The sequence below is a fragment of the Dietzia sp. NCCP-2495 genome (assembly GCF_026011735.1).
Classification (GTDB): Bacteria; Actinomycetota; Actinomycetes; order Mycobacteriales; family Mycobacteriaceae; genus Dietzia.
On the sequence record NZ_BRVN01000001.1, the window covers coordinates 389369 to 414552 of the forward strand.

Below are 25184 nucleotides of genomic sequence, written 5' to 3' on the forward strand. Positions count from 1 at the left end.
CGCTCACGAGTAACCCCGCGCGCACAGCACTATCCGCGGCGTCGCGGCCCGCAGACGAACACCACCGCCGAGCGGTCGATGCGGGTCACCACCAGTGCCAGTGGCCGCGAACCCTTGAGCGCCAGAGACTTCCGCAGGACATCGGGATCCACGTCGACACCGCGGACGAGGATCTCCATAGACCCGCAGTCCCTCGCCCGCAGGACCCTGCGGAGTTCTTTTCTGTCGAGCCGGCACCGGTCGAGGACCTCGAATCCCGAGTATCCGGGCGGGATCTCCGGACCCGTCAGGTGGGCAATCCGAGGATCGAGTTGCCGCAGCCCGTGACGGCGGGCCCAGTGCCGTACCAGCCCTGCCCGGACGACCGCCCCGTCCGGATCCACGATGAACGCCTCCGGCTCGGGGTGTGCGTCGACGTCGTCGTCGTCACCGTCGGTCACCTCCTCGACATGCACGGCGACACCATCGGACTCCAGGCGCGGCGGTCCCCACGGGCCGGGTTCCCCGGCGCCGACGGTGCGGACCACAGTGGCGCGGCGACCCACTCCCCCGGACAATCCCTCGGACCACAGACACGCCTCGCGTACCGAGCCGTCGAGTGACACCACCTCCACCTCGCCCCGGTGATCCAGGACCGACGTGTCCAGGCCGGGCGCGCACTTGATCACGTGATCGCGGCCGCCGACCACCTCCAGCAGCGCCGGCAGCGGCGGGCTGAGCTGGGCGGGGTCGTGGATCCGGCGTCCACCGGAGCGTCGCGCCGGATCGGCGACGATCACGGCGTCCCGGCTCGGCGGGGCGAGCGCATCCGCGACACACACCAGCGCCCCGGGGACGTTCCGGGTGGCCATGCGCGCACGCACCGGATCGAGATCGGACCCCACCACACGGTCGGCGGTGCGGACCAGTTCGCCGAGCTCAGCTCCGACCGAACAGGTCACGTCGTGGACAACGCGACTCGACAGACGTAGAGCGCGCAATGCGGCAACCGGCCAGGCGGTCGCCTGCTGCACCGCCTCGTCCGTGAGCACCATCCGATCCGCACCGCGGATCCGGCCGGCCGCCCGCGTCCGCGCCGTCACCACGTCGATCGCCGCGGCGGCGTGCTGCGGGTCGACCCGGCGCACCGCCTCCGTCGACGCGACCACCTGCGTACGCGAGAAATCGAGCCCGTCCGCGACCTCCAGGAGCGCGCGGCCGGCAGCGGTGAGCAGGAAATCCAGATCCTCCGGGGTCACGGGCGCACCCTAGTGCCCACCCGGAGCGATGTCGCGGTGGGCCCCGAGGACCTCGGCGACGTCCGTGGCGGCGGCGAGGTCGGTGAGCACGTGCAGGGTCGGGCGCAACATCCCCAGCCGGCCCAAGGTCCCGGCGTGGGCGGCATCGTCGGCCCTGATCCACTCGGCCGACCTGGCCTCGCTGGTCCCACCGTCCGGCTCCGCGCCGTCGGGAAGGGCGGCGACGAAGAACAGCGTGTCGTACCGACGCGGCGGGCCGACGGGCGTGGTCCACCGGTCCCACGGCCGCAACAGGTGCGCGGACAGGACCAGCCCGTGGTCCCGCAGCAGGCCGTCGAGATCGCCCGCCCCCGCGTCGAGGGCGTCTCGCTCGTCGCGGCCGGGCCAGACGGGAATGACACCCTGCGCGGCGTCGTGGTCCGGCACTGCGTCATGGTCCGACACTGCGTCGAGGTCCGGCACTGCGTCGAGGTCCGGCTCCGCGAGGAGGACCCCCGTCTCCTCGAACAGCTCGCGCACCACGCCCCGCACCGCGGCGCCGGCACGCCTGACCGAGATGTGGAACCGGTCGGCCCACCACGTCGCGTCGGGGCCCCGCCACCGGCGCGTTCCGAGGTGGTCACGACGCTCCACACCTCCCCCGGGAAACACCGACATCCCCGCCGCGAACTGCATCGTCGCCACCCGGTGCTGCAGGAACACCTCGACCCCGGCACCGACACGGGCCTCGCGGATCAGCGCCACTGTCGCGGCCTCGCGCACCGGTACCTCCTCCGGGACATACGCCTCGTCCCGCGGACGCGTCGTCATGCCTGTCGGTGCCGACCCGCACGGCGTGACCGACGCGCGAAGTACCGACCGTCGATCACGGACACGGTGATAGCCTGCGCGAACGCGCGGCTGAGGTTCTCCGAGGTGATCACGTCCTCGATGAGTCCCATCGCCGTGACCTCACCCTCCGCCAACAGCATGGCGTGCGTGAACCCCGGGGGGATCTCCTCGACGTGATGGGTGACGAGCACCGTCGCGGGTGCGTCCGGGTCGAGAGCCATGTCGCCCAACCGCGCGACGAGGTCCTCGCGGCCCCCGAGATCGAGCCCGGCACCCGGTTCGTCCAACAGCAGCAGCTCCGGATCGGTCATCAACGCACGGGCGATGAGGACCCGCTTGCGTTCGCCTTCCGACAGGGTCCCCCACGTCCGCTCGGCCAGATGCTCCGCCCCGATCGCCTCCAACATATCCGCGGCCCGGTCGAAATCAATCTGGTCGTAGCGCTCGCGCCACCGTCCCAGCACCGCGTACCCGGCCGAGACCACCAGGTCCTGCACCACTTCGTCACCCGGGATCCGGCCGGCCACCGCCACCGAGGACATGCCCAGACGACTACGGAGCTCGGTCACCTCGGTGCGCCCGAGCTGCTCGCCGACGATCACCGCCGTGCCCGTGCTCGGGTACTCCAGTGCGGCGGCGATCTTGAGCAGCGACGTCTTGCCTGCGCCGTTCGGCCCCAACACCACCCACCGCTCGTCCAGCTCCACCTGCCAGGACAACGGGCCGACGAGACTCTTGCCCTCACGGCGCAGGGAGACGTCCCTCAAATCCAGGACGAGGTCGGGGTCGATGTCGATGGGGGTACTCACGGCGCCCATCTAACCCCTAATCCGCCACCCGGGTGGCGAGGCACACGGACTCATCCGCCAAACCCCTCGACACGGCACGGCGGAATCGCGAGACGGTGCGACGGCGGCGACAGCTCAGTACAGAGCGCTCGCGAGGTTCCGGCGAGCGGTGAGCACTCGCGGGTCATCCGCCGGAAGTGCCTCGAGCAGTTCGAGCAGACGGGTCCGCAGGGTGGCGCGATCGTCGCCGAAATGCACCCGGATCGCGTCCGTCAGGACGTCGTACGCCGAGTCGTACTCACCCGACACCAGGAGCAGGTCGGCGGACCGCAGGGCGGCCGCGACGGTGCCGTCCCTCGCGTCGGCGCCGTCCACTGCGTCGGCACCGCTGCCGCCGCCGGTCTCGTCCGCCACCCGTCGGGACGCCTGGACATATCGCAGCGCCTCGACGAGTTCGTGATCGCCGGGACGCGCCTCGACCAGGGAACTGAAAAGCTCTTCAGCGGTGGCCAGATCTCCCTCGGACAGGGCCTCTTCCGCCGCGTCCAACTCGGGGTCCGACACCTCCCCAGGGGCCTCGACTGACGGACCGGACTCGGGACCGGTGAGCTTGCCCTCCGTCGCACGCAACACCGCGTCGAGCCATTGCCGCAGAGCCTCCTCGGGCTGCTCGCCCTCGAAATCGGCGAGCGGACGCCCTGCCGCGATCGCGAAGACCGACGGCACCGTACGCGCCTGGAGCGCCTGGGCGATACCCGGCGACACGTCCACGTCCACGGTCGCGTGGACCCACGCGCCGTCCGCCTCGTCGGCCATCGCGCCCAACAGCGCGGTCAGCGTCGTGGGTGCTCGCCGGGAGACCAATTCGATGATCACGGGCACCTGGCCCGATCGAACGAGGACCTCCTGCTCGAACGTCGACTCGTCCACCTGTACCCGGGTGGCGGCGCCACCGGTGGGCCGCGCACCTGCCTGCCCCGGAGCGCGACCGTCTGCGGTCGCGCTGCGCTGGGCTTCGGCACGGTTCTTCAGCCCCGTGAGGTCGACGGCGCCGGCGAGCGACGCCGCGAGCTTCTGCTCGACGGCGGACGGGGGACGGTTACCTGGTCTCGACACGGTCCCGATCCTGCCACGCCGCCGCCGAGGCTGCTGCAGCGGCCGGTGTTCAGCCTGCTGCGGGCACCCGGATGATCAGCGCGTCGCCCTGACCGCCACCACCACAGAGTGCGGCGGCACCGAGTCCGCCACCCCGACGGGCCAGCTCGAGCGCGAGTGTCAGCACGACACGGTTACCGGACACCCCGATCGGGTGGCCCAGGGCGATGGCCCCGCCGTTGACGTTGACCTTCTCCGGATCCACCCCGAGCACCTTCGTGGCGTGGAGTCCGACGGAGGCGAAGGCCTCGTTGAACTCGAAGAGATCAATGTCCTCGACCGCGATCCCGGTCCGCTCGCAGGCGTCCAGGACGGCGTCGGACGGCTGGTGCTGAAGGGTGGAATCCGGCCCGGCGACGGTGCCGTACCCCACGATCTCGGCGAGCACCGGCCATCCCTCCGCCTCGGCCCGCGCTGCACTGGTCACGACGACAGCGGAGGCACCGTCGGAGATCTGCGACGACGAACCGGCGGTGATGGTGCCGTCCTTGGCGAACGCCGGACGCAGCGAGGCCATCGACTCCGCGGTCGAGTCGGCACGCACCCCCTCATCGGTCGACACGACCGTCTCGCCCTTGCGCCCCTTGATGGTCACCGGAACGACCTCATCGGCGAAGAGCCCCTTCTCCCAGGCGGCCGCGGCACGCTGATGGGAGACGGCGGCGAACTCGTCCTGTGCTTCGCGGGTGATACCCAGCTCGGCGTTCCGCTGCTCGGTCAACGCACCCATGGGCTGGTCGGTCGGAACGTCGTGAAGCCCGTCGTAGGCCATGTGGTCCAAGACTTCGATCGACCCGTACTTGTAGCCGGCACGGCTCTTGGGGAGCAGGTGCGGGGCCTGGGACATCGACTCCTGGCCGCCGGCGACGACGACCTCAGAGTAGCCGGACCGGATGGCCTGATCCGCCAGGGCGATCGCCGTGAGCCCGGACAGACACATCTTGTTGATGCTCAATGCGTCGACGGCCCTGGGGAGGCCGCCCGCGATCGAGGCCTGGCGCGCGGGCATCTGCCCGACTCCGGCACCGAGGACCTGGCCCATGATGACCTGGTCGACGGCCTCGGGCGACACTCCGCCGCGCTCGAGGGCGCCCTTGATCGCGACGCCACCGAGTTCGGGCGCGGCGAGGGAGGACAGACCGCCCTGCAGGCGTCCGAAGGGGGTGCGGGCGCCGGAGACGATGACGGTACGGGTGGGATCGGCGGTCATGAGACACCTTCCGAATGTGGGGGGGATGACTATCCACGCCAAACTACCGCGAACCCCGACCCGCTAGCGTGGAAGGTATGACCACTACCCCAGCCGACCAGCCCCTGCTGCCCTCAGACCTCGTCGTGGCGATCGACCATGTCGGTGTCGCCGTGCCGGATTTCGATGCCGCCGTCGCGTGGTACCGGGACAACCTGGGCATGGAGAACCTCCACGAGGAGATCAACGAGGAGCAGGGCGTCCGTGAGGCCATGCTCGGATCGCCCGGTCGGCCCACCGGAAGCGCGCTCCTCCAGGTCCTCGCCCCGCTCAACGAGGAGTCCACGATCGCCAAATACCTCGACCGCAACGGTCCGGGCATCCAGCAGATGGCCGTCCGGGTGACGGACATCGAGGCGATCACCGCCCATCTCACCGCTCGTGGTGTGCGGGTGCTCTACCCGGCCCCAAAGAACGGCACCGCCGGTTCCCGCATCAACTTCATCCACCCCAAGGACGCGGGCGGCGTGCTCCTGGAACTGGTGGAGCCCACGGAGCACTAGATCGACTGATCGACGGCTTCGGCGACAGGCCGGCCCGCGCGGCTAGGGTGGCAACATGTCGAGCATGGAGAGCCCCCGCACGGCCGCGCAGTCTTTTGCCCTGGTACGCAAGGGGTACGACCGTGACCAGGTGAATGCGGCACTCTCCCGCCTCGAGGCGGAGGTCGAACTGCTCCGGGCAGACCGGGACGCGGCGGTTCGTCGAGCCGACCGGGCGGCCGATGATCTGGCGCGGGAGCGGGAACGGACGACCTCGCTCGAAGCCCGGGTCGCCGAACTCGGTACCGCGCCGGTCACGGCCGACCAGATGTCAGACAGACTGTCGACGATGCTCGGCCTCGCCCACTCCGAGGCGAACTCTATCCGGGATGCCGCCCACGCGGACGCGGACCAGATCCTCACCCAGGCGGAGGACGACGCGTGGCGGCTCAGGGAGTCCGCAGAGGCGGAACTGAAGGACATCCGGGACCGGAACGCCGCGATCAGGTCCGAACACGCGGCAGTGCTCGACACCGCCCGTTCCCGGGCCGCAGAGATCATCGCCACCGCCGAACGGTCCGCCCGGGCACTGGACGAGGAGGCCGCTCGACGGCGAACGGGAGTCGACGAGGATCACCGGATCGCCTCTGACGCCCGCCGGCAGGAAGCGCTACGTGAGGACGAGCTCCGCCGGGCGGCGTCGATCGAGGCCGCCGAGGGAATCCGCCTTCGGGCGTCTGATGAAGCCGAGCAGCTCCGCGCAGATGCTCAAGCGAGGGCCACCCAGATGATCTCCGAAGCCACAGCGCACACAGAGCGTCTCCGCGCCCTACGTAGGGACGCTCTGTCGGACCTCGCCGCGATCCGGGCACGACTCGAAATCGTGCCGAGCGACGTTGATGAAGAACCTCTCCCGGCCTCACCGATCGGGCGTGAGGACCAGAGCCTCAGCCCCAGCGACGAGTGAGACCGCGACTCCCGCGTCCGCTCCAGCAGCCTGAATGCCAGTGCCGTCGTTCGTCCTCACCACCCGGCCGGTCAGGCCATGCCGCGATGTGCGGGGTGCCTGAGCGGACGATCTGATCGCAGCCGGGGCAGCGATAGTCCTTCGTCGCCCGCGATGTTGCGATGCGACGGACGTGATACTGATCCGGGTCCCCCGCCGGCCCCGACTCCACCCGCGCGGAGCCGAGCCCGACACGGTCCGGCAACGGGCCGGGTCGTTCCGCCCGTCTATGTCGTCGAGGCATAACGCGCTCCGATCAGATCGACTCTCGCACGCGTCAAAAGAGTCGGAGGTCGTTGGACTCGGTCCCCCGGAGACGGTCGTAGTCCAGTGTCACACACCGAATCCCGCGATCCTCAGCGAGGGTGCGCGCCTGGGGTTTGATGATCTGTGCGGCGAAGATCCCGTTGACCGGGGCCAGCAGCGGATCTCGATTGAGCAGCTCGAGATACCGCGTCAGCTGCTCGACCCCATCGATCTCTCCCCGCCGCTTGATCTCGACGGCGACAGTCGCGCCCGCCGAGTCCCGCCCGAGAATGTCCACGGGGCCGATCGCAGTCATGTACTCACGGCGGATGAGGCTGTACCCCTCGCCCAACGTGTCGATGTGCTCGGCGAGAAGCTCCTGGAGATGGGCTTCGACGCCGTCCTTGACGAGTCCCGGATCGACACCCAGATCATGGTGAGAATCATGGTGGATCTCGGCCACCGTGATGCGCAGCTGCTCTCCTGCCTTGTTCTCCACGACCCAGAGGAGATGCTCTTCGTTCTCCGGATGTTCTTGCTCGGTCAACGAGCACGGCGGGGTCATCCAGTTGAGCGGCTTGTACGCCCGGTCATCGGCGTGCACGCTCACCGAACCGTCGGACTTGACCAGCAGGAGCCTGGGTGCCATCGGCAGATGCGCGGTCAGTCTGCCGACATAATCTACCTGACAGGTGGCGACGACGAGTCGCAACGGTACCTCCTGGAATCGGCTCGGAGAGCAGTGGAGTCGGTGGTCAGCGACGGTGGCGACGGGGACGGACCTGCTCGATCGAGCATGCCTCGACCCACGAGAGCATGGCGGTCAACTCGGCCGGGCCAAGGCAGAGCTCGCCGTCCACGACACCACCACTGCGGTCTTGTCCGGAGAACGGGACGATGATCTCGCCCTCTTCCGCGATGTCCAGCTCGGTACCGGTGGGCTGCCGTCTCTTTCCCAGTTCCAGGGTCCGACGGTCGAGCCGGACATCCGGTCGGAAACGAATGCTGAGCAAACGGTAGAACTCGACCTCCGTGTCCGTGTACCGGACCGCGCCGTAGCGCCAGGCGTCCTCGCCAGCCCGCTTGGACAACAGCGACGTCGAGTTGCGACGGACGAAGACCAACCGATACAACACGGCCGCGACCACCGGCAGGAGTATGAGCAGCGCGACGACACCGAGGATCACCCCGATGGGAGCCGTCACGTAGCTCAACTCCTTCCAGCGGTCGCGGCCGTGATGAACGGTCCAGACCGGATAGTGCTCAGGCGCCGGCCTTCTCGATCGCCCGGAGGCGACCGCGAGCGACAGCGGCGGCCGACGCATCGTCGCCAGCCTCCGCCAGCGACTTCTCGGCGGCGGCGCGATCGATGGAGTCAGACCAGGCCGCGGACTCGCCGAGGATGCTCACCTTGGTCGCGGTGACCGAGATAAAGCCACCCTCGACGGCGGCGACCTTCTTGCCCTCGTCCGTGTAGACCGTCACGGTGCCGCCGGTATCCAGCTCACCGAGTAGCGGCTCGTGACCCGGCTGGATACCGATCTCGCCCTCAGTGGTCTTGGCGACCACCATCGACGCGGAACCGGACCAGAAGCGGCGCTCGACAGTCACGAACTCGACGTGCATGTCAGCCATGGTGAACCGTCACTTCCCGGCGAGCTTCTTGGCGGCAGCCTCGACGTCGTCCAGACCACCGATGCCGTTGAACGCCTGCTCGGGCAGGTGATCGAGCTCGCCCTTGGTGAGCTTGTCGAACGCCTCGATGGTGTCCTTGAGCGGCACGACCGAACCGACCTGGCCGGTGAACTTCTCGGCAACCAGGAAGTTCTGGCCCAGGAAGCGCTCGATACGACGAGCACGCTGGACGGTGACCTTGTCCTCCTCGGACAGCTCGTCCATACCGAGGATGGCGATGATGTCCTGGAGCTCCTTGTACTTCTGGAGGATCCGGATGACTTCCTGCGCGACACGGTAGTGCTCGTCGCCCACGATCCCGGGCTCGAGGATTCGCGACGTCGAGGTCAGCGGATCCACGGCCGGGTAGATGCCCTTCGACGCGATCGAGCGCGAGAGCTCCGTGGTGGCGTCAAGGTGGGCGAAGGTGGTCGCCGGAGCCGGGTCGGTGTAGTCGTCAGCCGGGACGTAGATCGCCTGGAGCGAGGTGATCGAGCGACCGCGGGTCGACGTGATCCGCTCCTGCAGCTGGCCCATCTCGTCCGCGAGGGTCGGCTGGTAACCGACGGCGGACGGCATACGGCCGAGCAGCGTCGAGACCTCGGAACCGGCCTGCGTGAAGCGGAAGATGTTGTCGATGAACAGCAGCACGTCCTGGTTCTGGACGTCGCGGAAGTACTCGGCCATGGTCAGCGCCGAGAGGGCGACGCGCATACGCGTCCCCGGGGGCTCGTCCATCTGACCGAACACGAGTGCCGTGTCCTGGAGAACGCCCATCTCCTCCATCTCGAGGAAGAGGTCGGTGCCCTCACGGGTACGCTCACCGACACCGGCGAACACCGAGGTACCGGAGAACTCACGCGCAATACGGGTGATCATCTCCTGGATGAGCACAGTCTTGCCGACGCCGGCGCCGCCGAACAGACCGATCTTGCCGCCCTTGACGTACGGGGTGAGCAGGTCGATGACCTTCACGCCGGTCTCGAGGATCTCGGTCTTGCCCTCGAGCTGGTCGAAGGCCGGGGGCTCGCGGTGGATGCCCCACTGCTCGCCGTCGCGACCCGTGCCGGGCGCGTCGAGGCAGTCACCCAGTGCGTTGAACACGTGGCCCTTGACGGCATCGCCGACGGGAACCGAGATCGGCTTGCCGGAGTCGACGACCTCGGCTCCGCGGACGAGTCCGTCGGTGGACTGCATCGCGATGCAGCGCACCATGTTGTCGCCAAGGTGCTGGGCGACCTCGAAGGTGACGGTCTTGGCAACGGCCTCGAGGGTAATCTCGGCCGTGAGTGCGTTGAACAGGGCTGGGAGGGCGCCGCGCGGAAACTCCACGTCGACGACCGCACCCAGGACCCGGGAGACGCGACCGGTGAGACCGGCCGTGCCCGTCGCGCTCTGATCGGTAACAGCTGTGGTCATTACTTAGTCACTTCCTGCGCTCGCGGCGAGCGCGCCAGCGCCACCGACAATCTCGCTGATTTCCTGGGTGATTTGTGCCTGACGGGCCTGGTTCGCCTCACGGCTGAGGCCCTCCACCAGCTCGGTGGCGTTGTCAGTAGCCGACTTCATCGCGGTACGGCGGGCAGCCGACTCCGACGCCGCCGACTCGAGCAGAGACGCGAAGGCGCGGGTCGACATGTACCTCGGGAGGAGGTTGTCGAGCAACGTGTCCGCATCGGGTTCGAAAGAGACCTCAGGCTTGAAGTCAGTCTTGGAGGTGTCGAGCATGTCCTCGCCCAGATCCAGCTCCTCGACCTCGACCTTGGTCTCGATCGGGGCCAGACGCCGCGCACGCGGGGTCTGGGTGAGCATGGACACGAACTGGGTGTACACGATGTGGACCTCGTCCACTCCCTTTCGGGTCGTGTCACCGGACTGGTCGACACCGAGGAACTCCGCCGCGTCGAACGATCCCTCTCCTCCGACCGCGAACGCGGTCGACAGGAGCTGGAACGCCGGGCGCGCCTCCGCGTACACGGGCTTCTGGGAGTGTCCGTGCCACGCGCCGGCGATCGCCGTATCGCGGAACGAGTAGTACCCGATGCCCTTGTTGCCGAGCACGTAGATGTCGACCTCGCGACCCTCATCCTCGAGGAAAGCGATGAGCTCCGACGCCTCCTTCAACACGTTGTGGTTGTAGCCACCACACATGCCGCGGTCGGAGGTCACGACGAGCACCGCGGACCGCTTCGGGTTCTCGGGCTCGTTGAGCATCCGGTGCTGAACGGACGACGCGTTGGCCAGATCGGTGAGGATCTGGGTGATCTGATCGGCGAAGGGCTTCGCCTCCTCGACCCGCGCCTGGGCCTTGGAGATCTGCGACGTCGCGATCATCTCCTGGGCCTTGGTGATCTTCTTGGTCGAGTTGACCGACTTGATCCGGTCGCGTAGTTCACGCAGATTCGCCATGGTCTCAGATCACACTCCTCTCGGCCTCGGTTCTGATGACAGTCATCGAGGGGCCTCAGGCCTTCTTCTTGCTGACCGTGAGGGACTCACGATCGATGTCGTCGGCAGCCAGGGGCTCGGCCTCCGGCTCGTTGACGACGCGCGACCCGTCGGAGGCCACGAAGCCCTGCTTGAACTCGTCCGTGCGGGCCTCGAGTGCCGACTTGGACTCGTCGCTCAGTGCGGCGCCGCCCTCGATCTGCGAGTAGACGTCGGCAGCGGTGTGGTGCAGGTTCTCGATGAGCTCACGCTCGAAGCGGCGCACGTCATCGACCGGAACCGTGTCGTAGTAGCCCTCACCGGCGAGGTAGATCGAGACGATCTGGTCCTCGACGGAGACCGGCGAACTCTGGTCCTGCTTGAGGATCTCGACGAGACGCTGACCGCGCTCGAGCTGCGCCTTGGACGCGGCGTCGAGATCGGAGGCGAAGGTGGCGAACGCCTCGAGGTCGCGGAACGCGGCCAGGTCGAGACGCAGAGAGCCGGAGACCTTCTTCATGCCCTTGGTCTGGGCGGCGCCACCGACTCGCGAGACCGAGACACCGACGTTGATGGCCGGGCGCACACCGCGGTTGAACAGGTCGGACTCGAGGAAGACCTGACCGTCGGTGATCGAGATGACGTTGGTCGGGATGAACGCCGAGACGTCGTTCGCCTTGGTCTCGATGATCGGCAGACCGGTCATCGAACCGCCACCCATCTCGTCGGACAGCTTGGCGCACCGCTCCAGCAGGCGGGAGTGGAGGTAGAAGACGTCACCCGGGTAGGCCTCACGACCCGGCGGACGACGCAGCAGCAGCGAGATGGCGCGGTACGCGTCGGCCTGCTTGGAAAGGTCGTCGAACACCACGAGGACGTGGTTGCCGGCGTACATCCAGTGCTGACCGATCGCCGAGCCGGTGAACGGGGCGAGCCACTTGAAGCCGGCGGAGTCGGAGGCCGGGGCCGCGACGATGGTGGTGTACTCCATCGCGCCGTGCTCCTCGAGGGTCGCCTTGACGCCCGCGATGGTGGAGCCCTTCTGGCCGACGGCGACGTAGATGCAGCGGAGCTGCTTCGTCTTGTCGCCCGACTCCCAGTTGGCCTTCTGGTTGAGGATCGCGTCGATGCAGACGGCGGTCTTGCCCGTCTTGCGGTCACCGATGATGAGCTGACGCTGGCCACGGCCGATCGGCGTCATGGCGTCGATCGCCTTGATGCCGGTCTGCATGGGCTCCTCGACCGGCTGACGCTCCAGCACTGTCGGGGCCTGGAGCTCGAGGGCGCGGGTGCTCTCCGAGGCGATCTCGCCGAGGCCGTCGATGGGCTGACCGAGCGGGTTCACCACGCGGCCGAGGAACGCGTCACCGACAGGGACGGAGAGAACCTCTCCGGTACGGCGCACCTCCTGCCCCTGGGCGATCTCGTCGAAGTTACCGAGGATAACCGCACCGATCTCGCGGTCCTCCAGGTTCAACGCGACACCGAGGATGCCGCCGGGGAACTCGAGGAGCTCGTTGGCCATCGCGGACGGGAGGCCGCTGATGTGGGCGATACCGTCACTGGTGTCGGTGACGATTCCGACCTCCTCGCGCGACGCCTCGGTCGAGACGCTGGAGGTGTAGTTCGCAATTGCACTACGGATCTCGTCGGAGGAGATAGTCAGCTCCGCCATGTCATTCCTGCTCTCACTAAAAGTGGTCTGGGCTAGTCGTTCATTAGGTGAGCACCGACCGTGGGCGACCGTTGCTCGTCATGGGGTCGGTCCCCGCCGGGTTACGGCAGGGCCCGCCGAACCGCGGCGAGACGTCCGGCGACGGACCCGTCGATGATCTCGTCACCGACGCGCACCACGACACCGCCGATCACGGCGGGATCGACCTCGACGTGCACGGTCATTTCGCGACCGTAGATGCCGGCGAGCTTGCGGGACAGCGCGTCCTGCTGCTCCTGAGTGAGCTCCGAGGCAGAGGTGACAACCGCCACCGACTGCCCCTCGATCTCCGCAGCCATCCGGGAGAGCGAGTCGATGTCGTCAGCGGGCATGCCCTCGGGCCGGGCGACGGCCTGCGAGGCGAGAGCCTCGGTGACGGCCGTGACCTTTCCGTACAAGACCTGGCCGAGGAGGGCGCGCTTGCTCTCCGCGGTAGCGTTCCTGTCCGACAGTGCCTGCTCGAACTCGGCGTCTCCGGCCACGATGCGGCCGAGTCGGAAGAGCTCGTCCTCGACCGCTCCGAGCTGCCCCTGCTCCTTCGCGGAGAGCAGGAGAGCCTCCCGGCCCAACGTCACGAGACCCTCTCGCAGGTCACGTGGGTTCGACCAGGACGATGCGACCGCAGCAAGCACCACCTCGAGGGTGGTGTCGTCGATCTTCCAGCCCAGCACGGACCGTGCGAGGTCCTGACGTGCCTCGACGGGCGCGGACGAATCCGCGACCGCTACCCGGAGAGAGCGATCCCCCTCAAGGAGGTCGACCACACTGAAGAGCTCGGAGCCGACCTTGGCTCCGGTGGCACCTCCCGCGGGATTCGCGGAGAGCCGGGACTGCAGGACTGACCGGGACTGCTCAAGGGCGTCGCGGCTTGCTGCGTGCATGTTCAGCTACTTCCTTACTTCTGGCCGGCCCCGGCGACCCCGTCGAGGTCAGCCAGGAAGCGGTCGATGGTGCCCGAACGGTGGACCGAGTCGGACAGCTGCTCACCCATGAGGCGCTCAGCGAGATCGACCGACTGGCGACCGAGATCGCTACGGAGCTCGGTGACGATCTGCTGACGCTGCGCGGCCAGCTGCTGCTGACCGGCGGCGATGATGCGATCGCTCTCGGTCTGCGCCTCGGCCTTCATATCGGCGATGATCTGCTGGCCCTGGGCCCGCGCGTCATCACGGATCTTGGCGGCCTCGGAGCGCGCTTCCGCGAGCTGGGCGTTGTACTTGTTGAGAGCTGCCTTGGCCTCGGCCTGAGCCGCCTCCGCCTTCTCGATTCCGCCTTCGATCCTCTCGGTGCGCTCGTCCAGGACCCGCTTGAACATCGGGAGGACGAACTTCCAGAAGATGAAGAGGACGACGAGGAAGGGGATCAGCGACCAGACGATGTCATACAGCGCCGGCGACAGGACGTTGGGCGTCTCCTCGAGGGGAAGCCCTTCGCCCTCGCCTGCGGCGAGGATGTGGATCGGATTCATGTCGTTGACCTTGCGCCAGTCGGCGATCAGAAGATGAAGCCGGTAACGATACCGATGAGCGCGAGGGCCTCGGTGAAGGCGATGCCCAGGAACATCGTGGTCCGGAGCTGACCGGCCATCTCGGGCTGGCGGGCCATGCCCTCGATGGTCTTACCGACAACGATGCCGATGCCGATGCCGGGGCCGATGGCGGCCAGGCCGTAGCCGACGGCGCCGAGACCCTTGAAGCTGGTCTCCGTGGCCTGCGCGAGAGTGACGATATCCATGTGGATTTTCCGTTCCTTTTCAGATGGCCGGTACGGGATGTCCGCACTCGGTCGTCGGAGTGGTCTGTGCAACCGGCGCTCTGGGGCGCCGGAAGAATTAGTGACTGTCGGCGTGGAGCGACAGGTCGATGTACACCGCGGCGAGCAGGGCGAAGATGTACGCCTGCAGGAAGATCACCAGCAGCTCGAAGAGAGTGAAGGCGATGGCCACGATGATGGTCACGAAGCTCACCGCGGTCCACCCGTTGAACTGCCAGAAGAAGAAGTTCGTGGCGGAGAACAGCAGCACGATCATAATGTGTCCGGCCAGCATGTTGGCCATGAGACGAATCGTCAGCGTCGCGGGACGCAGGACGAAGGTCGAGATGAACTCGATCGGGATCACCAGGAGGTGCAGAGCCGGCGGGAGGTTCGGGACGACGACCGACTTGCCGACGAAGGAGAAGAAGCCGTACTTCTTCGCACCCGCGTAGATGAACACGACGTAGACGATCAGCGCCATCACGAGCGGCATGCCGATTCGCGCGTTGGGCGAGATGTTCAGTCCGGGGATCACCGCCGGAAGGTTCATGAACAGCGTGAGGAAGAAGATCGTGGCGATGATCGGCAGGAACCGGTCGCCGTCCTTCTTCCCGATGATGTCGTCCGAGATGTAGGTCTTGACGAAGTCGAGTGCGATCTCGGTGACGTTCTGGAAGCCCTTCGGGACGACCTTGGCGCCGCGCATACCCACGTAGAACAACACCGCCACGACGAGCGCCATGAGCACCCGGATGATCATCAGGCGGTCCAACTGGAAGGCGGTGCCCTCGAACAGTACGGCCGGCGGGAAGAAATCATTGAGTGACGGCGGGTGGAACTCGCCCTTGAATGCCAGCAGTGACGTGCTCAGCGCTCTCTCCCCTGTTCGGGCCGTCTACTCCAGACGGTGGTCTATGTGCATCGCTCCGGTTCCGGCACACGGAACCCAGCGGCTCCGAGGGGGTCTGGAACGCGATCGCGTCCTTCCCACTTCCCGGCTTACCGCCACGGAGCATCGTAGCAAAGAGTAACGATTCGACCGCTACCGGGGGACACCACACTGACACCTGTCCCCGGCCGTGTGGAGAACGTGGCGGTCAGGGCTCCGGAACGGGTTCGACTGCGGGAGCACGATGTCGGATGATCGCCACAGATTCCGTGGCCAGGACCACGACCATCGCGATGACGATGGTCAGCGCGAACGCGGGCCGCGAGTAGAAGTCCAGCGGCTTGAGTGCGGCGACCGCCACGATCGCGACGATCAGCTTGAGCAGCCACGTCCCGAGCAATACCGCTCCGGTCACGGTGGGTGAGGTGTTGGCGGTCGCGATCACCACGACCACGGTGAGGAGAACGAACACGCCACCGATCGCCGCACCGAGCAGCGCTCCCCACAGGCCCGGCATGCCGTCGACCGCGTACCAGATCACCGCACTGAGGATGACGAGGACGATCAATGCCAGGACGCCGCTGATGAGGGCCTTCTGGAGGCCGACCGTGTGGGCGCTCTTGACGGGCTCGACGGGAGGCGTGGGGCTGTTGCTCATGCGGAGCAGCCTAGCGGGAGCTCTCGTCACCCTCCGCGCGGTGTTCTCCCCTGGACGCGCGCAGCCGGGGCACCAGTGTCGCGGCCAGGACGCTGAGGAGGCCGGCCCCGACCAGCGGCACGATCACCTCCGTCGGGAACATGGTGGCCCCGACGGCGCCGAACGCGATGAGAGACACCCACGCGTAGATGACCAGCGCCACCCTGCGGTGGGAGTGGCCGAGCGCGAGCAACCGATGGTGCAGGTGCATCTTGTCGGGCGCGAACGGGCTCCGTCCGGCGCCCACCCGACGGATCACCGCCATCACGAGGTCGAGCATCGGCACGAACATCGCCGCGGCCACGACGATCACCGGCGACAGGAGGACGAGCATCTCCTGCGGACCGTAGAGGCTCTGCGAGATCTTGCCGGAGGCGCTGGTCGACGCGGCGGCGAGCACCAGCCCGATGAGCATCGAACCGGAGTCCCCCATGAAGATGCGGGCGGGCTGGAAGTTGTGCGGGAGGAACCCGAGGAGCGCGCCGGCGAGCACGGCGGTGACCAGTGCCGGCGGGTAGGCGCCGACGGTGCCGCCCTGGTCGAGCATGATCCCGACGGAGAACACGCAGATGGCCACGGCCGCGATCGCCCCGAGGCCGGCGGCCAGCCCGTCGAGTCCGTCCACGAAGTTCATGGCGTTGACGATCCCGAGGGTGAACACCACGGTGAGCAGTCCGGCCTGGAACTGGTCCAGGACGAGGATGTTGCCGTCACCGAACGGCAGATAGACGAGCGTCCATGACACGCCCATCGCCACGAGGACTCCCGCGGCGGCCGCTTGTCCGGCGAGTTTGGTGACTGCACCCAGGCCGAGGATGTCGTCGACAATCCCCACCAGGACGATGACGGCCCCGGCCGTGATCGTCGCCTCGACATCCGGAGCGAACGGGGGGAATCCCCTGTTCAGCGCCGGGAGCTGCGCGGCGAGATACACCGCGACGAGCATGCCGGTGAAGATGCCCACGCCGCCGAGCCGCGGGGTGGGGACGAGGTGGACGTCCCGCTCGCGGGGGTAGGCCAGTCCGCCAATGGCCGGTGCCACTCCCCTGACCAGGCCGGTGACGACGAAGGTGACGAGGCCCGCGGCGACCCCGATGAGCAGGAGCTCCCGAAAGGGGATCCCGATGCCCACGGCTACCCGCGCAGTGACGCCGCGTCGACGCCGAGCACCTCGCCGACGCGCTCGGCCGTCACTGCTCCCTCGCGCACGATTCTCGGCGCGGGCCCCGTGAGATCGACGATCGTGGACGGCTCCCCGATCGAGCAGGGCCCGCCGTCGAGGTACACGGCGACGGACTCGCCGAGTTGGTCGCGCGCCTGCGCGACCGTGGTCGCCGGGGGCTGCCCGGAGACGTTGGCGCTGGACACCGCGAGCGGTCCGACCTCGCGCAGGAGCTCGATGGCGACGGGGTGCAGCGGCATCCGCAGCATGACGGTGCCCTGGGTGTGGCCGAGGTTCCAGCCGAGCGAGGGCGCCTGGTGGACGATGAGGCTGAGCCCGCCGGGCCAGAACGCGCGGATGAGGTCACGCGCGGAGGCCGGGGTGCTCACGACGAGACCGTCGATGGTCTCCCACGAGCCCACCAACACCGGAACGGGCATGTCCGGTCCGCGGCGTTTGGCCGACAGCAGTAGGTTGACCGCATCCGGGTCGAACGCGTCTGCGGCGATGCCGTACAGGGTGTCGGTCGGGGTCACGACGAGCCGGCCGGCGCGGAGGGCCCCGGCGGCGGAGCTCAGACCGACCTCACGGCCGGTGGCCTCGGTGCAGTCGTAGGTGATGGTCACCGGGCGATCCCCTTCTGGACTGTCGGGTCGACCTCGGCGACGGTGTCGTCGTCGTAGTCGTGTCGGTTCTGTTCCCTCCCGGTCGCCCCGCCGCGGGCGGTGTCGCGGCGGGTGCCGCGCGCCGTCGCGGTGACGAACCGGGGCCGACCTGCGAGGTCGGTGTGCAGTTCCACGGTACCGAAGTGTCCCTGTCGGGCGACGACCGCGGCGACCTCCGCGCCGGTCGTGTCGTCGTGTTCCACGGCGAGGAGTCCCCGGGGCGCGAGGAGCGACGCGCCCACGTCGACGAGGGGGACGACGACGACGAGGCCGTCCTCTCCCCCGAACAGGGCGGTCGCGGGCTCGTGCCCCAGCACGTCCGAGGGGAGGTCGTCGGTGATCGGGATGTACGGCGGATTCGACACCACGGCGTCGACCCGGCCCCGCAGCTGTGTCAGCAGCCCGGGGTCCGTGGCGTCGGCGTGGTGGATCTCGATCGGCGTGTCGCCTGCGGTGGCGCGTTCGGCGGCGTTCCGGCGCAGCCACGTCAGCGCCGCGTCATGCAGTTCGACGGCGTGCACCCGGGCGTCGGGGCGGGCGTGGGCGATCTCCAGTGCGATGGTGCCGCTGCCCGCGCACAGGTCCACCACGATCGGTCCCGGTCCCCCGGTCGGCGCAGGGAGTCGGTCGAGCACCCACTCGACGAGCAGCGCCGTCTCCGGCCGCGGGATGAACACGCCCTGCCCCACGGCCAGGTCCAGCAGGCCCGACGACGCACGCCCGAGCAGATACTGCAGCGGCAGGTGCTCCGCCGCCCGCGCGGCGACGATCCGGTCCACCTCGGCGAGCTGCACGGCGTCGAGCCCGTCGGCGAGCAGGAGTCGGGACAGGTCCACCCCCGCGGCGTGCGCGCAGATCATCCGCGCCTCGACCGCCGCGGAGTCGATCCCGGCGGCGGCGAGCGTCGCGGTGGCGGAGCGCACAGCGACGGGCACCGGGGTGAGGCCGGTGCCGGGAGCCGGACTCGATTCCATTCCTGCTAGCCCTGCTCCATGCGCCGCTGTCGCTCGTCGTCGGCGAGGGCGTCCAGGACCGCGTCGAGATCACCGTCGAGGACGGAGTCCAGGTTGTGCGCCTTGAACCCGACTCGATGGTCGGCGATACGGTTCTCCGGGAAGTTGTAGGTACGGATCCGCTCTGATCGGTCGACCGTGCGGATCTGGGTGGCGCGTCCCTCCGCGGCCTCCGCGTCGGCGGCCTCTTCGGCGGCGGCCTGGAGCCGGGCCGCGAGGACCTCGAGCGCGCGCTGCTTGTTCTGCAGCTGACTGCGCTCGTTCTGGCACGTCACCACGGTGCCGGTCGGCAGGTGGGTGATGCGGACAGCGGAATCGGTGGTGTTGACGCCCTGCCCGCCCTTGCCCGACGAGCGGTAGACGTCGATACGCAGGTCGGACTCGTCGATCTCGACCGGGCCCACGTCCTCGGGCTCGGGGTACACGAGGACGCCGGCGGCCGAGGTGTGGACACGGCCCTGGGACTCGGTCACCGGGACGCGCTGGACACGGTGGACGCCGCCCTCGAACTTCAGGCGCGACCACACTCCGTCGCGCGACGGTTGCTTCGAACGGATGGAGAAGGTGGCGTCCTTGTACCCACCGAGGTCCGACTCGGTGACGCCAAGAACCTGGACGGTCCAGCCGTGCTTCTCGGCGTACCGCGTGTACATGCGGGCGAGATCGGAGGCGAACAGCGCCGATTCCTCGCCGCCCTCGCCCGACTTGATCTCCATGATGATGTCGTCCGAGTCATGCGGATCGCGCGGGGCGAGCAGGTCTGCGAGTTTCGCCTCGAGCACCGACGCCTCGGCATCGAGGCGGTCGGCCTCCGCGGCGAACGAGGCATCGTCGTCGGCGAGTTCCCGCGCAGCCTGCGCATCTCCGACCGTCGACTCCAGCGCCCGGTAGCACTGGACCACCGGGGTCAGTTCGGCGAACCGCTTGCCGACGCGGCGCGCAGCGGCCGCGTCCTCGTGCAGCGCGGGATCGGACAGCTGGGCCTCGAGCCCGCCGTACTCGGAGAGGACGTCGTCGATCGACGATGGTGCCCGTCCAGCCCCGTCGCTCACTCCTCGTCCTGGGGAAGCGTCGGCGTGGTCTTGGCGACCTGCAGCAGGAACTCGTAGTTCGTGGTGGTCTTGCGCAGCTGGGACATGAGCAGGTCGATCGCCTGGTGCGTGTCCAGGCCGGAGAGGACGCGGCGGAGCTTGTGCATGATGCCCGCCTCCTCGGGGCTCATGAGCAGCTCCTCCTTGCGGGTGCCGGACGGTCCCACGTCGACCGCCGGGAAGACACGACGCTCGGCGATCCTGCGATCGAGCTTGAGCTCCGCGTTACCGGTGCCCTTGAACTCCTCGAAGATCACGGTGTCGCCCGCGGAGCCCGTCTCCACCATCGCCGTGGCGATGATCGTGAGCGAGCCGCCGTTCTCGATGTTGCGCGCCGCTCCGAGGAACCGCTTGGGCGGGTACAGCGCCGTGGAGTCGACACCGCCGGACAGGATGCGGCCCGACGCAGGCGAGGAATTGTTGTAGGCGCGACCGAGGCGCGTGATGGAGTCCAGGAGGACGACGACGTCCTGCCCCAACTCGACGAGGCGCTTGGCCCGCTCGATGGCCAACTCGGCGACCTGCGTGTGGTCTGACGGCGGCCGATCGAAGGTCGAGGCGATGACCTCACCCTTCACCGAACGCTGCATGTCGGTGACCTCCTCGGGACGCTCGTCGACGAGCACGACCATGAGGTGGCATTCCGGGTTATTGGTCGCGATGGCGTTCGCGATGTTCTGCAGGATCGTGGTCTTACCTGCCTTGGGCGGGGACACGATGAGGGCGCGCTGGCCCTTGCCGATGGGCATGATCAGGTCGATCACGCGGGTGGAGATGACGTTCTTCTCGGTTTCCAGGCGCAGTCGCTGGTTCGGGTACAGCGGGGTGAGCTTGGAGAAATCGACCCGCCCCTTGGCCTGGTCCACCGGTCCGCCGTTGACCGTGTCGATCCGGACGAGAGGGTTGAACTTCTGGCGGTTCTTCCCGCCACCCTGGTTCCCGCCGTGTCCCTCGCCGTCCCGGGGGATCTTGACCGCACCCGTGATCGCGTCACCACGGCGCAGACCGTGCCGGCGGATCATATTCATGGAGACGTAGACGTCGTTCGAGCCCGCAAGGTACCCGGACGTGCGGACGAACGCGTAGTTGTCCAGCACGTCGAGGATGCCCGCGACCGGCTGGAGGACGTCGTCCTCCCGCACCTCGGTGTCGCCGTCCTGCTGGCGGTTGCCTCCGCGGTTGCGCTCGCGACGCCGCCGACTCCGGCGCCCGCGACCGCCGCCGTCGTCGTCCCGGTTCTGGCCGTCACCACGGGGTCCGTTGCCCTCGCCCTGGTTACCGGAACCCGAGCCCTGCTCCGCCCCTTGCTGGTCGCGGTTCTGGTTGTCGCGGTTCTGGTTGTCGCGGTTCTGCTGGTTACGCCCGCGACCGCCCTGCTCACCGCCACCCTGCTGGTCCCGGTTCTGACCGTCGCGGTTCTGGCTGTCACGGTTCTGCTGGTTGCGACCCCGACCGCCCTGCTCGCCGCCCCCCTGCTGATCACGGTTCTGGTTGTCGCGGTTCTGGTTGTCGCGGTTCTGCTGGTTACGCCCGCGACCGCCCTGCTCGCCGCCACCCTGCTGGCCAGCGGCGTGGTCACCGCCGTCCTGAGCACCACGACGCTGACGACCGCCCTGCTCACGGTCTTGACGCTGATCGCCACGGCGACCCTCGTCAGGACGTGAATCCGACGTCGGTGCCGAACCCTCCGCGCCGCTGTCGCCGGTGTTCGTGCGCCCGGCGTCGGTGTCCACACGACCGGCGTCGGTGTCCGACTTCCCTGCAGGCGCAGCCTTGGTGGACGGAGCCGGTGCCGAGACCTTGGTCGCGGGGCGGCCACTGCGAGCACCCTCGATCATCGCGACGAGGTCACTCTTGCGCTTTCCGGACAGTCCCTTGAGTCCCATCTGCTGCGCGACGGACTTGAGGTCGGCGAGACGCATCTCTGCCAAGGAGGCGCCCTGTGGCGCGCTGGGGGTGGTTTCCGTCGAGGTCACGGGAATCCTTTCTGGGCCCGGGGCCGAGGCGGTGTGCACCGCCTCGCTTCGAGCAGGTGTCCGGGATCGCCGAGCCGACGTCCCGGGTGGCCGCGTGGGCCTCTCCGCACTTGCAGCGGCGCCGCATACGGAGCTTTCGTCTGAGGAGGATCCGTGTGGTGGACGAAGCGCCCACGGATGAGGATCCCTGATCGCCACTCGCCGTTCGGCCGCCGCCTATCGGGGTCGACACCAACCCTGCAGACTGGGCTGACACAGGGAAGATGACGCTGAAAACCCGATACGCGGAAACGACCCAGCGTCCGTGGCTGACCGCCAGCATACTACCCGGAGCCACCGACGTACACGTCCGCCTCCGCGCGTCGTGCCTGTACGCCCGTATGACCGAACCCTGGCGGTAACGTACTGCCCATCGCACGATCCGTATGGCAGGAGGTACCCCGTGTTCGGAACGATGCTGGACACCCCGCTGCTCATCTCCCGGATCCTCGAGAACGCGGCGGAACGCCACGGCAGCTCGACCATCACGGGCTTCGTGGACCAGGTGGAGTCCCGCACCACCAGATTCGATGTCGTCGCGGCGCGTGCGGGAGCGACAGCCCACGCACTGTCGCAGCTGGGCGTCGGGATCGGAGACGTGGTCGGTGTCCTGTCCGAGAGCCGCACGGAGTACCTCGAGGCACTGTTCGCCATCCCGTCGATGGGCGCTGTCGTCCTGCCGCTGAACTTCCATCGATCTCCTGACGCCACGGCCTCATTCCTCGAGAGCAACACCGTCTCCGTCCTGATGGTCGATCCGGAGAATCTCCCCTCCGTAGAGGAGATCGCTCCTCGTGTCGAGTCGCTCCGTCACGTCGTTGTTCTGGACAGCGTCCTCCCGCCCGGAGCCGAGAGGCTCCCTGTCGAGGTGCACGCGCTCGAATCACTTCTCGACGGATTGTCCGCGACGTACCCCTGGCCCGCGCTCGACGAGAATTCGGCAGCAGCGATCGCCTATACGTCCGGGACCACTGGCGCACCCAAAGGTGTGTCGTACACCCATCGGTCGGTCTGGCTCCATTCGATGCAGTTGTGCATGGCCGAGAGCGCCGCGCTCACCAGCGGCGACACGGTCCTCACCACGGTTCCTATCCATCACGTGATGTCCTGGGGACTCCCGTTCGCCGCACTCATGTCCGGCACCGATGTGATCATCGCCCGGCCGCGACCTGGTCAGGCAATGCATCTCGGCGCCGACATCGCCGAACTACTGGCCACCCACCGTCCGAACAAGTTCATGACCACGACGGCCACGTTGCAGAGGCTGATCGTCCGCCTCGAAGAGCATCCCCAGTCGGTGTCGCATCTCGCAGAGGTGGCCGTCGGGGGTTCCGCGGTACCGGAAGCACTGTTCGACGCGTTCGTGGAGCGGCACGGAGTGACGATCATCCAGGCATACGGTCTCACCGAGACGAGCCCGATCGCCGCCTTCGCCAGGCCCGACCCCCACTCGTCCGCCACGCACCGGCGTGCACAGACCCTCGGCCAGGGCCGGTTCCCGGCTGGCGTACAGGCACGCCTGATGGACGGGGACAGGCTTCAGCCGAACGACGGCTGGTCGGTCGGTGAACTCCAGTTGCGGGGACCGTGGGTCACCGCTCAATACCTCGACGATCATTCCCCTGAGAGATTCGTCGACGGCTGGCTCCGTACCGGTGACATGGCCACCATCTCGCCTCGCGGCTACCTCGACGTGGTCGACCGCGAGGACGACATCATCGCCTCAGGCGGCGAGCTGATCTCGAGTGTCGAACTCGAGCATTCGGTGATCCGGGACGCGCAGGTGGTCGACGCCGCGGTGATCGGCGTCCCTGACGACCGCTGGGGCCACCGGCCGCTCGTGCTCGTCCATCTCAAGCCCGGTGCACAGGTCACGGCTCGTACCCTCTGGGAGAACCTCGAGGGTCGTGTCGAGACGTGGAAGAGGCCCGATCACTGGGCGTTCGTCACCGACATCCCACGTACATCCGTCGGAAAGATCGACAAGCTGGAAATCCGCGCACGTCACGCTGCCGGCCGGTACGAGATCACCACGATCTCGCCCGGCTCCCAACACTGACATGCAGCACGTCACGTACTACGCCTGACGTCACGCAGCTGCCGCGCTGTAGCTGGTGTAGCCGCAGCGCTACGCCTCGCTGACCACCCGAGCGCCGTCGGCGATCGTCAGGTCGAGAACCCGCCAGCCCTGCGATTCCGCCGACTCCCGGAGATCGGCGGGCAGTGCGGAGGTACTGAGCACGAGAACCGTCGGCCCCGCACCGGACACGGTCGCGGCGAGTCCACGGCCACGCAACCGGGTGACCCACTCCGTGGTGGCGACCAGTGCCGGAGCACGGTACGCCTGGTGTAGGCGATCCTCGGTCGCCGCCATCAGGAACTCCGGCCGCGAACCGAGCGCAACCGACATGAGCGCGGCGCGACTGGCGTTGAACGCCGCGTCCTCGTGCGGCACCGTAGCGGGGAGGAGACCCCGTGTCTGGGCTGTGGACGAGGTTTCCGACGGCACCAGAACGGTCGCGACGATCGATGGGTCAACATCCATCCGGACGGCACTGTACTTCACCGCGGTCTCCGAACGCTCGGTCCACGAGACCACCACGCCACCGAGCACGCTCGCCGCAGCGTTGTCCGGATGACCTTCGAACTCGCTGGAGAGCTGAACCAGATGTTCGGTGGTCAGCGCGCCGTTCATCAAGCCGTTGGCCGCGACCAGACCGCCCACCGCTGCAGACGCCGATGATCCCAGGCCCCGCGAGTGCGGGATGGCGTTGACGCACGCGATACGCAGGCCCGGTGCGCCCATACCGCCTGCGCGGAGTCCCGCCTCGACAACCTTGGCCACCAGATGCGAGGCGTCTTCCGGCACCTCGCCGGCACCTTCACCGGTCACCTCCAGCTCCAGGCCGGATTCGATGACGGTGACAGTGAGCGTGTCGTACAACCCCAGTGCCACCCCGAGCGCGTCGAATCCCGGCCCGAGATTGGCGCTCGACGCCGGCACCTCGACGGTGACGGTTCGACCGACCGGCAGGATTCGGCCCCCAGAGCTACCGATGACCTCTGGTCCGGCCACGTCCATCTCGC

The 25184-nt window shown here is 68.1% G+C and carries 26 protein-coding genes; 3 read left to right on the forward strand and 23 right to left on the reverse strand.

The window, feature by feature from the left end; translation table 11 throughout:
* Positions 1 to 29 precede the first annotated feature (29 nt).
* From OPF83_RS01820 to OPF83_RS01840, 5 genes are all read right to left on the reverse strand, one after another.
* Positions 30 to 1238 (reverse strand): class I SAM-dependent methyltransferase, encoded by a 1209-nt coding sequence (locus OPF83_RS01820; protein ID WP_264885489.1) that lies wholly within the window; start codon positions 1236 to 1238, stop codon positions 30 to 32.
* Positions 1239 to 1247: 9 nt separating this feature from the next.
* Complete coding sequence (locus OPF83_RS01825) at positions 1248 to 2048, reverse strand: NUDIX hydrolase (protein ID WP_264885490.1); 801 nt, start codon at positions 2046 to 2048, stop codon at positions 1248 to 1250.
* Positions 2045 to 2887 (reverse strand): ABC transporter ATP-binding protein, encoded by an 843-nt coding sequence (locus OPF83_RS01830; protein ID WP_264885491.1) that lies wholly within the window; start codon positions 2885 to 2887, stop codon positions 2045 to 2047. Before OPF83_RS01830 ends, OPF83_RS01825 begins: the two co-directional genes overlap by 4 nt.
* A gap of 105 nt (positions 2888 to 2992) precedes the next feature.
* Positions 2993 to 3973: a tetratricopeptide repeat protein gene (locus OPF83_RS01835; RefSeq protein WP_264885492.1), complete on the reverse strand. Its 981-nt coding sequence runs from the start codon at positions 3971 to 3973 to the stop codon at positions 2993 to 2995.
* A gap of 49 nt (positions 3974 to 4022) precedes the next feature.
* Entirely contained in the window at positions 4023 to 5222 is a 1200-nt protein-coding gene (locus tag OPF83_RS01840) for an acetyl-CoA C-acetyltransferase (protein WP_264885493.1), read from the reverse strand.
* 77 nt (positions 5223 to 5299) lie between these two features.
* Between OPF83_RS01840 and mce the strand changes: the two genes are divergently transcribed.
* Positions 5300 to 5764 carry a methylmalonyl-CoA epimerase gene (mce, locus tag OPF83_RS01845; RefSeq protein WP_264885494.1) on the forward strand — a complete coding sequence of 155 codons (465 nt, stop codon included), beginning with the start codon at positions 5300 to 5302 and terminating at the stop codon, positions 5762 to 5764.
* 55 nt (positions 5765 to 5819) lie between these two features.
* Entirely contained in the window at positions 5820 to 6710 is an 891-nt protein-coding gene (locus OPF83_RS01850; RefSeq protein ID WP_264885495.1) for a DivIVA domain-containing protein, read from the forward strand.
* On the opposite strand, the gene OPF83_RS01855 is transcribed toward OPF83_RS01850, so the two are convergent.
* From OPF83_RS01855 to rho, 17 genes are all read right to left on the reverse strand, one after another.
* Positions 6691 to 6993: an ATP/GTP-binding protein gene (locus tag OPF83_RS01855; RefSeq protein ID WP_264885496.1), complete on the reverse strand. Its 303-nt coding sequence runs from the start codon at positions 6991 to 6993 to the stop codon at positions 6691 to 6693. The two genes, OPF83_RS01850 and OPF83_RS01855, sit on opposite strands and share 20 nt — an antisense overlap.
* 33 nt (positions 6994 to 7026) lie before the next feature.
* Positions 7027 to 7707 (reverse strand): endonuclease NucS, encoded by a 681-nt coding sequence (gene nucS / locus OPF83_RS01860; RefSeq protein WP_264885497.1) that lies wholly within the window; start codon positions 7705 to 7707, stop codon positions 7027 to 7029.
* A gap of 43 nt (positions 7708 to 7750) precedes the next feature.
* Positions 7751 to 8200: a DUF2550 domain-containing protein gene (locus tag OPF83_RS01865; RefSeq protein WP_264885498.1), complete on the reverse strand. Its 450-nt coding sequence runs from the start codon at positions 8198 to 8200 to the stop codon at positions 7751 to 7753.
* 58 nt (positions 8201 to 8258) lie between these two features.
* Entirely contained in the window at positions 8259 to 8630 is a 372-nt protein-coding gene (locus tag OPF83_RS01870; protein WP_264885499.1) for a F0F1 ATP synthase subunit epsilon, read from the reverse strand.
* A 9-nt stretch (positions 8631 to 8639) separates the two neighbouring features.
* Positions 8640 to 10088 carry a F0F1 ATP synthase subunit beta gene (gene atpD, locus OPF83_RS01875; protein WP_264885500.1) on the reverse strand — a complete coding sequence of 483 codons (1449 nt, stop codon included), beginning with the start codon at positions 10086 to 10088 and terminating at the stop codon, positions 8640 to 8642.
* Positions 10089 to 10091: 3 nt separating this feature from the next.
* Positions 10092 to 11078: a F0F1 ATP synthase subunit gamma gene (locus OPF83_RS01880; protein ID WP_264885501.1), complete on the reverse strand. Its 987-nt coding sequence runs from the start codon at positions 11076 to 11078 to the stop codon at positions 10092 to 10094.
* 55 nt (positions 11079 to 11133) lie between these two features.
* A complete protein-coding gene (gene atpA / locus OPF83_RS01885; protein ID WP_264885502.1) occupies positions 11134 to 12771 on the reverse strand; it encodes a F0F1 ATP synthase subunit alpha in 1638 nt (545 codons plus the stop codon).
* A gap of 101 nt (positions 12772 to 12872) precedes the next feature.
* The gene (locus OPF83_RS01890) at positions 12873 to 13691 is read right to left on the reverse strand and encodes a F0F1 ATP synthase subunit delta (RefSeq protein WP_264885503.1); all 819 of its coding nucleotides are present in this window, start codon (positions 13689 to 13691) and stop codon (positions 12873 to 12875) included.
* A gap of 14 nt (positions 13692 to 13705) precedes the next feature.
* Entirely contained in the window at positions 13706 to 14278 is a 573-nt protein-coding gene (locus OPF83_RS01895) for a F0F1 ATP synthase subunit B (RefSeq protein ID WP_264885504.1), read from the reverse strand.
* 26 nt (positions 14279 to 14304) lie between these two features.
* Positions 14305 to 14544 (reverse strand): ATP synthase F0 subunit C, encoded by a 240-nt coding sequence (locus tag OPF83_RS01900; protein ID WP_264885505.1) that lies wholly within the window; start codon positions 14542 to 14544, stop codon positions 14305 to 14307.
* A 97-nt stretch (positions 14545 to 14641) separates the two neighbouring features.
* Positions 14642 to 15421: a F0F1 ATP synthase subunit A gene (gene atpB, locus OPF83_RS01905; protein WP_264885565.1), complete on the reverse strand. Its 780-nt coding sequence runs from the start codon at positions 15419 to 15421 to the stop codon at positions 14642 to 14644.
* 241 nt (positions 15422 to 15662) lie between these two features.
* Positions 15663 to 16112: a hypothetical protein gene (locus OPF83_RS01910; protein ID WP_264885506.1), complete on the reverse strand. Its 450-nt coding sequence runs from the start codon at positions 16110 to 16112 to the stop codon at positions 15663 to 15665.
* A gap of 10 nt (positions 16113 to 16122) precedes the next feature.
* Positions 16123 to 17283: a glycosyltransferase family 4 protein gene (locus OPF83_RS01915; protein WP_264885507.1), complete on the reverse strand. Its 1161-nt coding sequence runs from the start codon at positions 17281 to 17283 to the stop codon at positions 16123 to 16125.
* 2 nt (positions 17284 to 17285) lie between these two features.
* Complete coding sequence (locus OPF83_RS01920) at positions 17286 to 17939, reverse strand: L-threonylcarbamoyladenylate synthase (RefSeq protein WP_264885508.1); 654 nt, start codon at positions 17937 to 17939, stop codon at positions 17286 to 17288.
* On the reverse strand, positions 17936 to 18952 hold the full coding sequence (prmC, locus tag OPF83_RS01925) for a peptide chain release factor N(5)-glutamine methyltransferase (RefSeq protein ID WP_264885509.1): 1017 nt from the start codon (positions 18950 to 18952) through the stop codon (positions 17936 to 17938). Before prmC ends, OPF83_RS01920 begins: the two co-directional genes overlap by 4 nt.
* A 5-nt stretch (positions 18953 to 18957) precedes the next feature.
* Positions 18958 to 20043 (reverse strand): peptide chain release factor 1, encoded by a 1086-nt coding sequence (gene prfA, locus OPF83_RS01930; protein WP_264885510.1) that lies wholly within the window; start codon positions 20041 to 20043, stop codon positions 18958 to 18960.
* Positions 20040 to 22058: a transcription termination factor Rho gene (rho, locus tag OPF83_RS01935; protein WP_264885511.1), complete on the reverse strand. Its 2019-nt coding sequence runs from the start codon at positions 22056 to 22058 to the stop codon at positions 20040 to 20042. The genes prfA and rho overlap by 4 nt, the downstream gene beginning before the upstream one ends.
* Before the next feature lie 442 nt (positions 22059 to 22500).
* On the opposite strand from rho, the gene OPF83_RS01940 reads away from it, so the two are divergent.
* Positions 22501 to 24156, forward strand: a complete 1656-nt coding sequence (locus OPF83_RS01940) for a long-chain-fatty-acid--CoA ligase (RefSeq protein ID WP_264885512.1) — start codon at positions 22501 to 22503, stop codon at positions 24154 to 24156.
* Positions 24157 to 24225: 69 nt separating this feature from the next.
* On the opposite strand, the gene thrB is transcribed toward OPF83_RS01940, so the two are convergent.
* Positions 24226 to 25179: a homoserine kinase gene (gene thrB, locus OPF83_RS01945; protein WP_264885566.1), complete on the reverse strand. Its 954-nt coding sequence runs from the start codon at positions 25177 to 25179 to the stop codon at positions 24226 to 24228.
* Positions 25180 to 25184: the final 5 nt, after the last annotated feature.

Coding starts and splice junctions, on each gene's coding strand:
- OPF83_RS01825 (WP_264885490.1), bottom strand. CDS start 2,048: ATGACGACGCGTCCGCGGGACGAGGCGTATGTCCCGGAGGAGGTACCG.
- OPF83_RS01830 (WP_264885491.1), bottom strand. CDS start 2,887: ATGGGCGCCGTGAGTACCCCCATCGACATCGACCCCGACCTCGTCCTG.
- OPF83_RS01840 (WP_264885493.1), bottom strand. CDS start 5,222: ATGACCGCCGATCCCACCCGTACCGTCATCGTCTCCGGCGCCCGCACC.
- mce (WP_264885494.1), top strand. CDS start 5,300: ATGACCACTACCCCAGCCGACCAGCCCCTGCTGCCCTCAGACCTCGTC.
- OPF83_RS01850 (WP_264885495.1), top strand. CDS start 5,820: ATGTCGAGCATGGAGAGCCCCCGCACGGCCGCGCAGTCTTTTGCCCTG.
- OPF83_RS01855 (WP_264885496.1), bottom strand. CDS start 6,993: ATGCCTCGACGACATAGACGGGCGGAACGACCCGGCCCGTTGCCGGAC.
- OPF83_RS01870 (WP_264885499.1), bottom strand. CDS start 8,630: ATGGCTGACATGCACGTCGAGTTCGTGACTGTCGAGCGCCGCTTCTGG.
- atpD (WP_264885500.1), bottom strand. CDS start 10,088: ATGACCACAGCTGTTACCGATCAGAGCGCGACGGGCACGGCCGGTCTC.
- OPF83_RS01880 (WP_264885501.1), bottom strand. CDS start 11,078: ATGGCGAATCTGCGTGAACTACGCGACCGGATCAAGTCGGTCAACTCG.
- atpA (WP_264885502.1), bottom strand. CDS start 12,771: ATGGCGGAGCTGACTATCTCCTCCGACGAGATCCGTAGTGCAATTGCG.
- OPF83_RS01890 (WP_264885503.1), bottom strand. CDS start 13,691: ATGCACGCAGCAAGCCGCGACGCCCTTGAGCAGTCCCGGTCAGTCCTG.
- OPF83_RS01895 (WP_264885504.1), bottom strand. CDS start 14,278: ATGAATCCGATCCACATCCTCGCCGCAGGCGAGGGCGAAGGGCTTCCC.
- OPF83_RS01900 (WP_264885505.1), bottom strand. CDS start 14,544: ATGGATATCGTCACTCTCGCGCAGGCCACGGAGACCAGCTTCAAGGGT.
- OPF83_RS01910 (WP_264885506.1), bottom strand. CDS start 16,112: ATGAGCAACAGCCCCACGCCTCCCGTCGAGCCCGTCAAGAGCGCCCAC.
- prmC (WP_264885509.1), bottom strand. CDS start 18,952: ATGGAATCGAGTCCGGCTCCCGGCACCGGCCTCACCCCGGTGCCCGTC.
- thrB (WP_264885566.1), bottom strand. CDS start 25,179: ATGGACGTGGCCGGACCAGAGGTCATCGGTAGCTCTGGGGGCCGAATC.